This is a genomic window from Flavobacterium sp. ENC (genome assembly GCF_020991415.1).
Classification (GTDB): domain Bacteria; phylum Bacteroidota; class Bacteroidia; order Flavobacteriales; family Flavobacteriaceae; genus Flavobacterium.
Window position 1 is genome coordinate 23,007 of sequence record NZ_JAJMOY010000001.1, and the last position, 13,898, is coordinate 36,904.

Sequence of the window (13,898 nt, forward strand, 5' to 3'; positions counted from 1 at the left end):
ATAAAAATTAGAGTATTGTTAAATAAAAAAGCCTCAACTTTCGTTGAGACTTCATAAGTAGTTATTCATTTGAAATTAAAGAAAGGTTTAGTTCACCACCTTAATTCCATCAGCCATAAAGCGTATTTCTTCTTTTGGTGCTATAATAGCATCAATTTCTGATTGCGTTTTTTTAGCATCTTTTGCGTAATGCTTCAGCTCTTCAACAGAAGTGATTTTTTTCTCGGCAACCCCTTCCAAAACAATATTTTTTCCTTTTAAAGCCGTTGGTACAAAAAAGGCATAATCTTTCATCTTAACAAAGAAAGGAGAGCCGTCTTCTGTTTTAAGAGTCAGCCAGCATCCTCTTTTTTCGCAAACATCAGTTACCAATCCTTTTACAGCAACATTTTCTACTTTTTTCGAATTTTTCAATCCGCTTTCCAGTTTCTCAACCGAGATTGCTTTGTTTTCAGATGCTTTAGAAACATCGGAACCGTAATAATCCCCCACTAATGCATTTCCTGCCGGTGGAGATTTCTTCTCTACAGCTTCTTGTGAAAAAGATAAAGTAGAAATACTTAAAAAAAGAAGTCCTGAATATATAAATCGTCTCATAGTCAAATAATTTTAATCAAAAATAACATTAAAATCTGAAATAAATAAAAATTCCCCCTCACTTAAAAACAATACTCTTTCGAAAAGACAAGCACAAAAAAAAGTCCCAACATAAATTGGGACTTTATAATATTAAGATTGAATCTTATTTCAATTTCTTTTTGATAGCCACTTCATGGTATGCTTCAATAACATCTCTTTCTTCGATATCATTGTAACCTTTAATCTGGATACCACAATCGTAACCTTTTGAAACTTCTCTTACATCATCTTTGAAACGTTTCAATGCTACAAGCTCACCTGTATGCACTACTACTCCTTCTCTGATCACTCTAATTTTAGAAGTTCTCATGATTTTACCATCCATCACCATACATCCGGCAATAGAACCTACTTTAGAAATTTTGAAAATCTCACGGATTTCAGCAGTTCCTAAAATTTCTTCTTTCATCTCAGGAGCCAACATTCCTTCCATCGCATCTTTCAAGTCATCGATAGCTGCGTAGATAATAGAATAGTAACGGATATCGATTTCTTCTTTATCTGCAAGTTGTCTCGCATTTCCGGCAGGACGAACGTTAAATCCAATGATAATCGCATCAGAAGCAGAAGCCAACATAACGTCAGTTTCGGTAATTGCTCCAACACCTTTATGGATGATATTAATCTGAACTTCTTCTGTAGAAAGTTTAGAGAACGAATCTGATAATGCTTCAACAGATCCATCAACGTCTCCTTTAAGGATTACGTTCAATTCTTTAAACTGACCAAGTGCAATACGACGACCGATTTCATCAAGCGTAATATGACGTTGCGTACGTACAGATTGTTCACGCATTAACTGAGAACGTTTAGAGGCAATTTGTTTTGCTTCTTTTTCATCTTCAAACACATTGAACTTATCACCTGCAGTAGCTGCACCATCTAAACCTAATACTGATACCGGAGTCGAAGGACCTGCTTCTTTAACAATATGCCCGCGTTCGTCATGCATGGCTTTAATTTTACCATGGTGCTTACCAGCTAACATATAATCCCCAACTTTTAAAGTTCCGTGTTGAACTAAAATTGTTGATACATATCCTTTTCCTTTATCTAGGAAAGCCTCAACAACAGTTCCCTGTGCAGCTTTATTTGGATTTGATTTTAAATCTAAAATTTCAGCTTCCAATAAAACTTTTTCCAGTAATTCTTTTACTCCTGTTCCAACTTTTGCAGAAATATCATGTGACTGAATTTTTCCACCCCAATCTTCAACAAGTAAATTCATACCAGCCAGACGTTCTTTGATTTTCTCAACATTCGCGTTTGGTTTATCAATTTTATTGATTGCAAATATAATTGGCACTCCCGCAGCCTGTGCGTGAGAAATAGCCTCTTTTGTTTGTGGCATGATATCATCATCCGCCGCAACTACGATAATAGCAATATCCGTAACCTGCGCTCCACGTGCACGCATCGCGGTAAACGCCTCGTGACCCGGTGTATCTAAGAATGCGATCTTCTGACCATTATCTAAAGTTACCCCGTAAGCTCCAATGTGCTGTGTAATACCTCCGGACTCACCAGCGATAACATTTTCTTTACGGATATAATCCAGTAAAGATGTTTTACCGTGATCGACGTGACCCATTACAGTTACAATCGGTGCTCTTACTACTAAATCTTCTTCTTTATCTTCAATTACCTCAATGGCATCTTCGATATCAACTGTAATAAACTCAACTTCATAACCAAATTCATCGGCTACAATGGTCAAAGTTTCAGCATCTAAACGCTGGTTCATGGTAACCATGATTCCAAGTGACATACAAGTTCCAATTACTTTAGTAATCGGCACATCCATCATGATCGCAATTTCACCAACAGTAACGAACTCGGTAACTTTAATTGTTTTACTTCCTTCGTCAATTGCTCTTTGCTCTTCATCAGATTTCTGACGGTGCGTATCTCTTTTGTCTCTTCTGTATTTAGCTGCTTTTGATTTTCCACCTTTCCCCTGAAGTTTTTCAAGAGTTTCTCTAATTTGGTTTTTTACTTCCTCTTCAGTAGGCTCAACTTTAGCAACAATTGCAGGACGGTTTCCTTTTACAAAACCTGGTCTTGCACTTCTGTTAGCATTAAAGCCTCCTCCACCTGTATTTGGTGTAATCTTATTAGGATTCGGTGTTCCCGGCGCATTTCCTGTTGCAGGTTTTGGCGCACCCGGTGTTCCTGGTTTAGGAGCAATTCTTTTACGCTTATTTTTGTTAGCATTATTTCCTGCCCCCGGAGCTCCCGGTTTATTTGGAGTTATCTTCGGATCTTCTTTCTTTTTCTTAGGCTTGTTAAATTGAGATAAATCAATTGTCTGACCTGTAAGTGTCGTTCCTGATAACTTTTGATATTGAGTAGTGATCGTTTCCTCTGCAGTTGCAGGATCAGTTGATACAACCGGTTCCTGGGCCACTTTTGGCGCCGAAGTTTCGGCATTCACTTTTACTTCTTTTTTCTCTGTAATAATAGGTTTTTCAACTTTGTTCTCAGCAACTACAGGAGCTGTTGGCTCAGGCTGCACTACTTCTTTTTGAACAGGTTTTTCCTCTTGAGATGGAGCAGCAACAACAACTTTAGGTTCTTCCGCTTTTACCGGCTCCTCTGCAGGAGCAGAAACAGCTGCAGGCTTCTCAGGTTTCTTTGGGTTTAAATCTATTTTACCAACCTGAACTGGTCCTGTCACAACAGCTTTGGCTTTTATAACCTCTTGTTGTTTCTGGCGTTCTTCGTCTTGTCTGCGTTTGTCCTCAATTTCTTTCTCACGCTCTACACGTAATGCTTCTTTCTCTTTTCTTTTCTCTTCTCCTACCTCTTTCGAAGCTTCCTTATTCCCCTTATCGCCCGCAAATTGGCTTTGTAGGATATTAAATTCGCTATCAGAAATTTTTGCATTCGGATTTGCGTCAATAGCAATTCCCTTATCTTTTAGATAATCAACAGCTCTTTCTAACGAAATATTTAATTCCCTTAAAACCTTGTTTATTCTTATTACTCTCTCTTCAGACATATAACCTTTTTATTATTACCTTTTTCGTTGTGTTGTTAGAGCAGATAACTAGCTATCAAACTCTTCTTTTAGTATTTTCATCACATCAAGAATAGTTTCCTCTTCTAAATCTGTTCTTCTTACTAAGTCTTCTACTTCTTGTTTTAAAATACTTTTTGCAGTATCTAAGCCTATTTTAGCAAATTCTTCTATTACCCAGTCTTCGATTTCATCTGAAAACTCTGTTAATTCAACATCGTCTTCATCTGCAGTTGCACCCGCAACGTCTCCTTCACGAATAACGTCTAATTCGTAACCCGTCAGCTGACCAGCCAATTTTATATTATGACCACCTCTACCAATGGCTTTAGAAACTTCTTCCAGTTTTAAGAACACTTCGGCTCTTTTATTTTCCTCATCAATTTTGATAGAAGAAACTTTTGCAGGGCTTAATGCTCTTGTAATAAACAACTGAATATTACTTGTATAGTTGATTACATCGATATTTTCGTTTCCTAACTCACGAACAATTCCGTGAATACGGGATCCTTTCATACCCACACAAGCTCCAACAGGGTCAATTCTGTCATCATAAGAATCTACCGCTACTTTTGCTTTTTCACCCGGAATACGAACTACATTTTTAACGGTAATCAAACCGTCAAATACTTCAGGAATTTCCTGTTCAAACAATTTCTCTAAGAACTTCTCGGAAGTTCTTGACATAATAATTTGAGGTTTGTTTCCTTTTAATTCAACGCTTTCAATAATTCCACGAACATTATCTCCTTTACGGAAAAAGTCAGATGGAATTTGTTTTTCCTTCGGAAGCACAATCTCATTTCCTTCATCATCAACAAGAATTACAACTCTTGGACGTACGTGATGTACTTCTGCGGTGTAAATATCGCCAATAATATCTTTAAATTGCTTATAAAGATTCGTATTATCGTGTTCATGAATTTTAGAAATCAGGTTTTGACGCAAGGCCAAAATAGCTCTTCTTCCTAAATCAATCAATTTAACTTCTTCGGAAACTTCTTCACCAATTTCAAAATCCGCTTCGATCATTCTGGCTTCAGTCAAGGTAATTTCTTCGTTTTCAAAATCCAAATCTTCATCAGCAACGATTACTCTTCTTCTCCAGATCTCCATATCTCCCTTATCAGGATTTATGATAATATCGAAGTTATCATCAGAACCGTATTTTTTCTTCAATGCATTTCTAAACACATCCTCTAAAATTGCCATAAGCGTTACACGATCAATAAGTTTATTATCTTTAAACTCTGAGAATGAATCGATTAATGCTAAATTTTCCATGCGAATTCTTTAATTAAAATGTTACTGTAACAATTGCCTCTTTAATTTCTGTATAAGGTATTTGTTGCTCTTTTTGAACTGTTTCTTTTCCTTTTCCTACTTTTTTCGGTTCTCTTGCTTCCCAAGACAAAATTATAAAAACATCGTTAGCTTCCACTAATTCTGCCTCAATTTTTTCAGTATTTGTAGTAACAATCAACGTTCTACCAATATTTTTCTTGTATTGCCTTGTCATTTTCAAAGGAGATCCTACTCCAACTGATGCTACTTCCAGCGAAAAATCCTGCTCTTCACGATCCAGATTATTCTCGATTGCACGACTAATATCAATACAATCCTGCAATGCCACTCCGTTATCTCCGTCTAAACCCACACTAATCTTAAAAGAATCAGAAATAGATAAATCAATCAGAAAGATTGATGGCTTTTCCAGAAGAGCTTCTGTAATTAATGCGTTTACTTTTTCTTTAAATGTCATAATTTTATAAAAAGAGGGGACACTTAGTCCCCTCATTATTTAGATTTTAATAAATAACGGTGCAAATATAGTGTTTTTTTTATAAATCAAAATAAATAGATGGCGAAGAAAATATTTCTTATCTTTATGTAAGCATTAAAATAAAGGAAATTCACATTATTTAATCCCAAAAATTATGAAACGAATTCTAGTACCTACTGACTTTTCAGAACATGCAGAAAACGCCTTAAAAGTTGCTTCTCAAATTGCCAAAAAAAATGATTCTGAAATCGTAATTTTACATATGCTCGAACTGCCGCATCAAATGAGTGACGCTATTACAGGAGGCGCAAGCATTCCCGAAACAATGCTCTTCATGAAAAAAGCCAACGAAATGCTTGACGAAGTCTCCGCGAGACCCTATCTGGACGGAATTCCCGTTACGGAAATCGTAAAGATGGACAAGCCCGTACACGGTATCTCACAAGTAAGCCAGGATTACGAAATAGATTTAATCATAATGGGATCGCACGGCGCTTCGGGTATAGAAGAATTATTAATCGGATCCAATACCGAAAAAGTAGTTCGAAATTCAGAGATTCCTGTTTTAGTGATCAAAAAAGATATTTCCGATTTCAATCCGGACACCATAGTTTTTGCGTCAGATTTTTCAGATGAAACCAGAAAACCATTCGAAAAATTCCTTGGCTTCACTAAATTTTTCGACTCAAAAATACTTTTAGTTACGATTTGTACACCCAATAGTTTCAAACCGACACACACCATCGAAAAAGCCATGAATGAATTTGTCGCGGAATTCAGCCTGACCAACTACTCGACCCATATTTATAATGACACCAATATCGAAAAAGGGATTATTAACTTTTCTAACGCTATAAATGCTGATATTATCGGAATGTGCACGCACGGAAGAACAGGATTTGCTCATTTTTTCAATGGAAGCATTAGCGAAGGCTTAGTTAATCACGCTATAAAGCCGGTTGTTACTTTTAAAATTTAATTAAATTTTCTGTTCCAAGCCATAAAGCTTCTCCTGTGAGAGGCTTTTTTTTTATTTTCAACCTGGCAAAAATGAGCTTTTCAACAAAGTCACTTTGAGCTTTCCAACAAAGTCGAACCTTATATTCCTGCCGACCTTTGTCAAATAAAATCATAAATAAAAAAACATGAGAACAATTGACAAGATTTATATTAATGGAGAATTCGTAACTCCAAAAGGAAAAGATCGTTTTGACCTTATCAGCCCTACTACCAATAAAAAATTAGGCGAAGTAGTTTTAGGAAACATCGAAGACACACTGGACGCAATAGCCGCAGCAAAGAATGCTTTCAAAACGTTTTCCAAAACCACTACGGAAGAAAGAATCATGTATTTAGAAAAAATGCAGGCTTCCATCGAAAAAAGAAAACAGGAATTTATTGACATTACAACTGAAGAGTACGGAGGGACTTTTCAATTTGCTACAATCAGCTACGGTTACATGCTAAATAGCTTCGCTTCAGCGATCAAATTACTAAACACCTATTCTTTCCATAAAACAATGGGGGAATCTGAAGTACAGATGGCAGCGGTCGGAGTTGTCGGAATTATTATTCCGTGGAATTCGAGTAACGGTTTTATTTGCGGAAAATTAGCTACTGCAATTGCGGCAGGCTGTACGGCTGTAATCAAACCAAGTGAAATGAGTGCTCAGCAAACCCAGTTGATACTGGAATGTTTTCATGAAGCCGGATTGCCAAAAGGCGTGTTTAATATCGTGAATGGCCTGGGCGAAGTTGTTGGCGCGGAAATTAGCCGTAATCCGGATATTGCAAAAATTTCGTTTACCGGCTCCACTGTGGTGGGCAAAATGATCGCCAAAGAAGCAGTGAATACTATGAAACGCATCACTTTGGAATTGGGCGGAAAATCACCGAATATCATTCTTGACGACGCCGATTTATCAAAAGCAATTCCGATGGCAATCGCCGCGGCGTTCATGAATAGCGGACAGGCCTGTATTGCAGGAACACGTTTATTAGTGCCTGAACATAAATTAGAAGATGTGAAAAACTTAGTAAAAACGGTAGTAGCTAAAACCATCGTTGGCGATCCGAAAAACGAAACTACTGCGGTTGGACCAATGGTGAGTCAAAAACAATACGACCGTGTGCAAAATTACATCCAGATCGGAATTGATGAAGGTGCTAAAGTACTAATCGGCGGTTTAGGAAAACCCGAAGGACTGGAAAGCGGAAACTTTGTAAAACCAACCGTTTTTGTAAACGTAAATAATCAGATGAGAATTGCAAGAGAAGAAATTTTCGGGCCGGTTTTATCTATTATTACTTATAAAACAGAAGAAGAAGCTATCGAAATCGCCAATGACACTACTTATGGATTACAAGCTTATGTAAGTTCCGAAAACGAAGAGAGAGCTTACAGCGTTGCGTCACAAATAAATGCGGGACGTGTTCAGGTTAATGTACTCGGCCATGATTCTATGGCGCCTTTTGGGGGATTCAAACAATCCGGAATTGGCAGGGAATTCGGGATTCTCGGGCTAGAAGCTTATTTAGAACCAAGAACACTGATTAGAAAATAACAACTTTCAGGCACAGAAAATTTTGCAAACCCAATTTTCTGTGTCTTTTTAGTAACTTTACAGTATGTCATCAATCAAAACAAATACAAAACCCAGGATATTGTACTCTTGCTATTATGCGCGCAGCCGCGAAGGAGAACATTTTATACCCGAGCATGTGTTCAGCTACCAGATATCCGGAGAAATGATTGCTTCTGACGGCAAAAAAACCTACCATTCCAAAGCGGGTGATTTTCGGATCAGCAAAAGAAACCATCTGGCCAAGTTTGTAAAAATCCCGCCGGAAGGAGGCGAATTTAAAGTAATATCACTGTTTTTGGATCAGGAAATCCTGCGTGAAATCTATCAGGAATATCAATTTAAAATTGAGAAGAAACCTGACGAAGCCGCAATAATACCCTTAAATCCACATCCGCTTTACCAGTCTTTTATGACTTCACTCCTTTCTTATCTGGCAGTTGAACAGGAAAATAATGAAGTTTTATTTAATTTAAAGATTAAAGAAGCCGTTCATCTTTTACTAAAAATAAACCCTGAACTCAAAGACATCTTATTTGACTTTAACGAACCCGGGAAAATTGACCTGGAAGCCTTCATGAATAAGAATTTTCACTTTAACGTCCACCTTACCCGCTTTGCCTACCTGACCGGAAGAAGTTTAGCGACCTTTAAAAGAGATTTCCAGAAAGTTTTTCAGGAAACACCGGGAAAATGGCTGCTGAACAAAAGACTTCAGGAAGCGTATTATCTTATTAAGGAAAAAGGAAAAACACCAACTGAAGTGTATCTGAATGTTGGTTTTGAAGATTTGTCTCATTTCTCCTTTTCATTCAAAAAGAAATTCGGAGAAGTCCCTTCTTCTTTGCTTCTTAAATAATATTCTTTAAGTGTAGATTCAACCGCAAAGGGCGCAGTGAAAAAAACGCAAGGTTCGCAAAGCTATATCCAAAACTCTGCGAACCTTGCGTAAATCTTTGTGCCCTTTGCGGTTAATAACCCACTAAACTTTAGACATAAAAAAAGCCTCCCGATTGAGAGGCTTTTTATGTTGGTCTACAAGGACTCGAACCTTGAAAGACTGCACCAAAAACAGTTGTGTTACCATTACACCATAGACCAGCAGTGCTGTTAAGCGAGTGCAAACTTAAATCTTTTTTTTAGTTTGCGCAAATTTTTTACGCATAAAAAAAGCCTCTCGAATGAGAGGCTTTTATGTTGGTCTACAAGGACTCGAACCTTGAAAGACTGCACCAAAAACAGTTGTGTTACCATTACACCATAGACCAGCAATGCTGTTAAGCGAGTGCAAATTTAAAGCTTTTTTTAGTTTGCACAAACTTTTTGATGAAAAAAAATCATTTTTTTTCATTTTTCTTTCTTCAAAATCTACAATATTCATGCAAGTATTTCACAAACAATATATTACTCTTAGGAAATACTTTTGTAGAATTTTTTGTTAATGCTCTATTCTTTACGCAAAAAAACATTTTCTTTGTAGGATAGAAAACAAACAAAATTTTAACACCTAAATATGGCACAATTCAATTTCAATAAATGGAATACAATTATTGGTTGGTTTGCATTTGCAATCGCTTTAATTACTTATACACTAACTGTTGAACCTACAATGAGCTTTTGGGATTGTGGCGAATATATTGCTACAGCAGCCAAATTAGAAGTGGGCCACCCACCCGGAGCCCCTTTATTTCAGATGATGGGCGCTTTCTTTGCCATGTTTGCTATAGACAATCAGCACGTAGCCGTAATGGTAAATATGATGTCTGTTTTCTCAAGTGCCTTTACTATTCTGTTTTTGTTCTGGTCTTCTTCTATGATTTTGAAAAAAATTATAGCTCGTTTTGCCGAGATCAATCAAAATAATTCAATTGTTATTTTAGGAAGTTCTTTTGTGGGCGCTTTGGCCTATACTTTTTCGGACAGTTTCTGGTTTAATGCCGTTGAAGCCGAAGTGTATGCAATGGCTTCTTTATTAATTGCATTGCTTTTCTGGCTTGGACTTCGCTGGGAGCAGGACATGGATCAACCAAAAGGGAATAAATGGTTATTGGTTATTTCGCTTGTTATTGGTCTTTCCTTTGGAGTTCACTTCATGGCATTACTTACGATTCCTTCAATAGGATTTTTATACTATTTTAAACACTACGAAAAAGTTACAATCAAGAACTTTCTGATTGCCAATGTTGTGGTGATCGGTATTTTGCTGTTTATCTTCAAATTACTTCTGCCCTTAACAATGGCTTTCTTTGGAAAAACGGAAATTTTCATGGTAAACAGCATGGGATTGCCTTTTAACTCAGGGACCATATTTGTTGCCTTACTTTTTATTGCTTTCTTTTATTTTGGTTTAAAATACACCAAACAAAAAGGACTTGTTTTCTATAACACTATCATTCTTTGCGTCTTATTTATCTTAATAGGTTTCTCCACGTGGATGATGCTGCCGGTTCGTGCTAACGCCAATACTGTAATTAACGAAAACAAACCATCTGATGCGATAGAAGTTTTAGCGTATTACAATCGTGAGCAATATGGTGTAAATCCATTGTTTTACGGACCTCAGTATACCGAGGTTTTTGCAGGTCTGGATGCCAAAACACCTTATCTGGACAAAAATCCAAACTACGAAAGAGATTATAAAACTGGTAAATACATTATTACCAATAATTATAAAAACGCGGAACAGAATACAGATGATAATCAAAAAACGATTCTGCCAAGAATGTGGAGTACTGAAACAAGTCACATTCAGAACTATATAAGTTTTACTGCTCCTCCAAGTTTCAAAATAAATCCGGATTACCCTTACGAAGATGATTTGGCTAAATACGGAATTGACGCCAGTCAGCTAAGCGAAGAGGAATATAATAAGGCTACCGCTCAATTGCGCAATGAAGTAGAGAAAACGGTTTCTGAATTCAGAAAAGCGTATGCTCAAAAACAAATTGACAACGAAGGCTATACCAAATTCCTGAAAAGTTACGGAGATTACTTAATTATCGAAAAACCATCCACTGTAGACAATTTTAGTTTTATGTTCGAGTACCAATTCGGATATATGTACTGGAGATACCTGATGTGGAACTTTGTGGGACGTCAAAACGACATTCAGGGGAAATACGACAACTTAGACGGAAACTGGATTAGCGGAATCAAACAACTTGACTCCTTACATCTTGGATCTCAGGATAATTTACCTTCTGATGTACTAAACAACAAAGGAAGAAACGTTTATTTCTTCCTGCCTTTTATTTTAGGACTCATCGGACTTATGTATCATGCCAATAAAGACCTTAAAAGTTTTTATGTGCTTTTGGCTCTATTCCTGTTCACCGGAATTGCCCTTAAAATTTATCTGAACGAAAGGCCTTTTGAACCCCGTGAAAGAGATTATGCACTTGTAGGATCCTTTTATGTCTTTGCCATCTGGATAGGATTTGGAGTCTATTCTCTATACGAAAGTATCCAGAAATACATTGCACCAAAGCTTGCCGGACCGATTATTATTGCCGGAAGTTTACTGGCAGCCCCTGTTTTAATGGCTTCTCAAAACTGGGATGACCATGACAGATCAGGAAAATATACGGCTGTAGCAATGGCAAAAGCATATTTAACTTCGTGTGATAAAGATGCTATCCTGTTTACCATTGGAGATAATGATACTTTCCCGCTCTGGTATGCCCAGGAAATCGAAGGTATCCGAACAGACGTGAAAATCGTAAATACGAGCCTTTTCATGACCGACTGGTACATTGATCAGATGAAAGCAAAATCGTATGAATCCAACCCGCTGCCGATATCATTTAAACATGATGAATATGTAGGTGACAAACTGGATTATGTGGCTTATATTCAAAAAATAGAAACGCGTTGGAACATCAATGACTTTATAAGTTTTATTAAAAACCCAAAATCAACTGTAGGGTTGCAAAACGGACAAACGATTCATTTTTATCCAACGAATAAAATCAGGGTCCCTGTTGACAAAGATTTAATTATTAAAAACAAAATTGTCAATCCTAAATACAACGACTCTATTGTTCCTTATATGGACATTAACATCAAAGGAAGTGCGTTATACAAAAACCGCTTAATGATGCTGGATATTTTAGCCAACAACAACTGGAAAAGACCAATCTACTTTAGCGGAGGTGCTTTTGATGATGAAGATTATTTGTGGCTGAAAGATTATTTACAATTAGACGGAATGGTTTATAAATTAGTCCCTGTCAAAAACACCCCTTCCAAAGAAGGCGGACCAATGGATATGGGGCAAATTGATGCCGATAAAATGTACAATATTGTAATGAAATGGGACTGGGGCAACAGTGAGAGTTCTACAATTTATCACGATCCTGAAACAAGAAGAAACAGCATCACCTACCGTACTAATCTGTCTCGCTTAATGAATCAGCTTATTGAAGAAGGAAAAATTGATAAAGCCAAAAATGTTATCAACTTGGCCATGACAAAAATGCCTTTGGATAAGTTTGGCTATTATTCATTAGTTGAACCTTTTGCAGGAGGATATTATAAAGTTGGAGAAAAGGCGAAAGCACAGGATCTGCTCACTAAACTGGTTCAGAAATACAAAGAAGAGCTGAATTATTACGCGACATTAAGCCCTTCTGACCAAACCGACCTGGCAATTGATATTATTACCGAAATTGAGCGCTACAGAAGCTTACTGGAAGTAATGAAAGACAATAATGACAATGCGTTCTATGAAAAACACAAAGTAACTTTTAATACTTATGTAAATGTTTTTGAACGTTTTGGAAGAGAAAAAGAATAATATACGGAAATATTAGCAATTAAAAAAATGTAGCGCTGTTAGAAAAATAGCGCTACATTTTTTATTTTTACATATCACTAAATCATTTATAAAAATGAGCTTCTATTGGGTAAAAACAAATACATTTATCAAAAGGGTGTTTTCTAAATATTGTTGGGATATTCCAAACAATGAAAAGAAAATATACCTCACTTTTGATGATGGCCCAACTCCTGAAGTTACCGACTGGGTTTTGTCTGAATTGAAAAAATTTGATGCCAAAGCTACCTTTTTTTGTATCGGAAAAAACATCAAAGCAAATTCCTCCTTATTTGAAAAACTGATCGCGGAAGGACATTCCATAGGAAACCATACCATGAACCATATTAATGGATGGAAAAGCAAAACCAATGATTATATTGAAAATGTAAAAAATTGCGCCACCGTTCTTTCAGAAGAGAAAAACTTAAACCCGTTAATATTTCGCCCTCCTTACGGAAAGATAAAAAAAGAGCAATCTAAGATTTTAAGAAACTTAGGCTATAAAATAGTAATGTGGGATGTTTTAAGTGCCGACTTTGATCAGACTATTACACCCGAAAAATGCCTTGAAAACGTTACAAAAAATGTAAAGTCAGGAAGTGTTATTGTTTTTCATGACAGTGTAAAAGCTTCACAAAATTTAAAATTTGCCTTACCTAAGACACTGCATTTCCTAAAAGAAAACGGATTTGCTTTTGATATTATCCATTAAATAACATCCGGAAATCCCTGTATTATACGTTGAATTGATCCTGAACAATTCCGATTATCGTATTGGCATCAAGCTCCCCTGACTGTCTCCAGATCATTTGTCCTTCTTTGTAGATCATTAAAGTAGGAAGTCCCTTTATACGTAACGCCTCAGCAAGTTCCTGGTTTTTATCTACATCAATTTTAATGACTTTGGCCTTATCGCCAAGTGCAGCAGCCACATCCTTAATAACAGGATGCATTGACACAGATGATTCGTTCCAATCCGTATAAAAATCAATTAATACAGGAACCTGAGCATTTATAAGTTCTCCAAATTTTGACATAAAACCAAAAATTTAATTCTTT

10 protein-coding genes and 2 tRNA genes are annotated in these 13,898 nt (G+C 36.6%); 5 read left to right on the plus strand and 7 right to left on the minus strand.

Features of this window, described 5'->3' with window-relative positions:
- Positions 1 to 87 precede the first annotated feature (87 nt).
- From LPB89_RS00090 to rimP, 4 genes are all read right to left on the minus strand, one after another.
- Complete coding sequence (locus LPB89_RS00090) at positions 88 to 597, minus strand: DUF4920 domain-containing protein (RefSeq protein ID WP_230699726.1); 510 nt, start codon at positions 595 to 597, stop codon at positions 88 to 90.
- 145 nt (positions 598 to 742) lie between these two features.
- Entirely contained in the window at positions 743 to 3,640 is a 2,898-nt protein-coding gene (gene infB / locus LPB89_RS00095; RefSeq protein WP_230699727.1) for a translation initiation factor IF-2, read from the minus strand.
- A gap of 48 nt (positions 3,641 to 3,688) precedes the next feature.
- Positions 3,689 to 4,942 carry a transcription termination factor NusA gene (gene nusA, locus LPB89_RS00100; RefSeq protein ID WP_127337718.1) on the minus strand — a complete coding sequence of 418 codons (1,254 nt, stop codon included), beginning with the start codon at positions 4,940 to 4,942 and terminating at the stop codon, positions 3,689 to 3,691.
- Between the two features lie 13 nt (positions 4,943 to 4,955).
- Positions 4,956 to 5,420, minus strand: a complete 465-nt coding sequence (rimP, locus tag LPB89_RS00105; protein ID WP_230699728.1) for a ribosome assembly cofactor RimP — start codon at positions 5,418 to 5,420, stop codon at positions 4,956 to 4,958.
- A gap of 175 nt (positions 5,421 to 5,595) precedes the next feature.
- Between rimP and LPB89_RS00110 the strand changes: the two genes are divergently transcribed.
- The 3 genes from LPB89_RS00110 to LPB89_RS00120 all read left to right on the plus strand — a co-directional run bounded on the left by LPB89_RS00110 (position 5,596) and on the right by LPB89_RS00120 (position 8,882).
- Positions 5,596 to 6,420, plus strand: a complete 825-nt coding sequence (locus LPB89_RS00110) for a universal stress protein (RefSeq protein ID WP_230699729.1) — start codon at positions 5,596 to 5,598, stop codon at positions 6,418 to 6,420.
- A gap of 166 nt (positions 6,421 to 6,586) precedes the next feature.
- Entirely contained in the window at positions 6,587 to 8,005 is a 1,419-nt protein-coding gene (locus LPB89_RS00115; RefSeq protein ID WP_230699730.1) for an aldehyde dehydrogenase family protein, read from the plus strand.
- Positions 8,006 to 8,069: 64 nt separating this feature from the next.
- Positions 8,070 to 8,882, plus strand: a complete 813-nt coding sequence (locus LPB89_RS00120; protein ID WP_230699731.1) for an AraC family transcriptional regulator — start codon at positions 8,070 to 8,072, stop codon at positions 8,880 to 8,882.
- Between the two features lie 171 nt (positions 8,883 to 9,053).
- On the opposite strand, the gene LPB89_RS00125 is transcribed toward LPB89_RS00120, so the two are convergent.
- A tRNA-Gln gene (locus LPB89_RS00125) sits at positions 9,054 to 9,124 on the minus strand.
- Positions 9,125 to 9,220: 96 nt separating this feature from the next.
- Positions 9,221 to 9,291: transfer RNA gene (locus tag LPB89_RS00130), tRNA-Gln, on the minus strand.
- A gap of 245 nt (positions 9,292 to 9,536) precedes the next feature.
- Here LPB89_RS00130 and LPB89_RS00135 point away from each other — a divergent pair.
- Both LPB89_RS00135 and LPB89_RS00140 read left to right on the plus strand, forming a co-directional pair.
- Entirely contained in the window at positions 9,537 to 12,818 is a 3,282-nt protein-coding gene (locus tag LPB89_RS00135) for a DUF2723 domain-containing protein (protein ID WP_230699732.1), read from the plus strand.
- A gap of 94 nt (positions 12,819 to 12,912) precedes the next feature.
- Positions 12,913 to 13,551, plus strand: a complete 639-nt coding sequence (locus LPB89_RS00140) for a polysaccharide deacetylase family protein (protein WP_230699733.1) — start codon at positions 12,913 to 12,915, stop codon at positions 13,549 to 13,551.
- 22 nt (positions 13,552 to 13,573) lie between these two features.
- Here the strand turns inward: LPB89_RS00140 and LPB89_RS00145 are convergent, their stop codons facing one another.
- Entirely contained in the window at positions 13,574 to 13,876 is a 303-nt protein-coding gene (locus tag LPB89_RS00145) for a co-chaperone YbbN (RefSeq protein WP_115843618.1), read from the minus strand.
- Positions 13,877 to 13,898: the final 22 nt, after the last annotated feature.

Coding starts and splice junctions, on each gene's coding strand:
- LPB89_RS00135 (WP_230699732.1), top strand. CDS start 9,537: ATGGCACAATTCAATTTCAATAAATGGAATACAATTATTGGTTGGTTT.
- LPB89_RS00140 (WP_230699733.1), top strand. CDS start 12,913: ATGAGCTTCTATTGGGTAAAAACAAATACATTTATCAAAAGGGTGTTT.
- infB (WP_230699727.1), bottom strand. CDS start 3,640: ATGTCTGAAGAGAGAGTAATAAGAATAAACAAGGTTTTAAGGGAATTA.
- nusA (WP_127337718.1), bottom strand. CDS start 4,942: ATGGAAAATTTAGCATTAATCGATTCATTCTCAGAGTTTAAAGATAAT.
- LPB89_RS00120 (WP_230699731.1), top strand. CDS start 8,070: ATGTCATCAATCAAAACAAATACAAAACCCAGGATATTGTACTCTTGC.
- LPB89_RS00145 (WP_115843618.1), bottom strand. CDS start 13,876: ATGTCAAAATTTGGAGAACTTATAAATGCTCAGGTTCCTGTATTAATT.
- LPB89_RS00110 (WP_230699729.1), top strand. CDS start 5,596: ATGAAACGAATTCTAGTACCTACTGACTTTTCAGAACATGCAGAAAAC.
- rimP (WP_230699728.1), bottom strand. CDS start 5,420: ATGACATTTAAAGAAAAAGTAAACGCATTAATTACAGAAGCTCTTCTG.
- LPB89_RS00115 (WP_230699730.1), top strand. CDS start 6,587: ATGAGAACAATTGACAAGATTTATATTAATGGAGAATTCGTAACTCCA.
- LPB89_RS00090 (WP_230699726.1), bottom strand. CDS start 597: ATGAGACGATTTATATATTCAGGACTTCTTTTTTTAAGTATTTCTACT.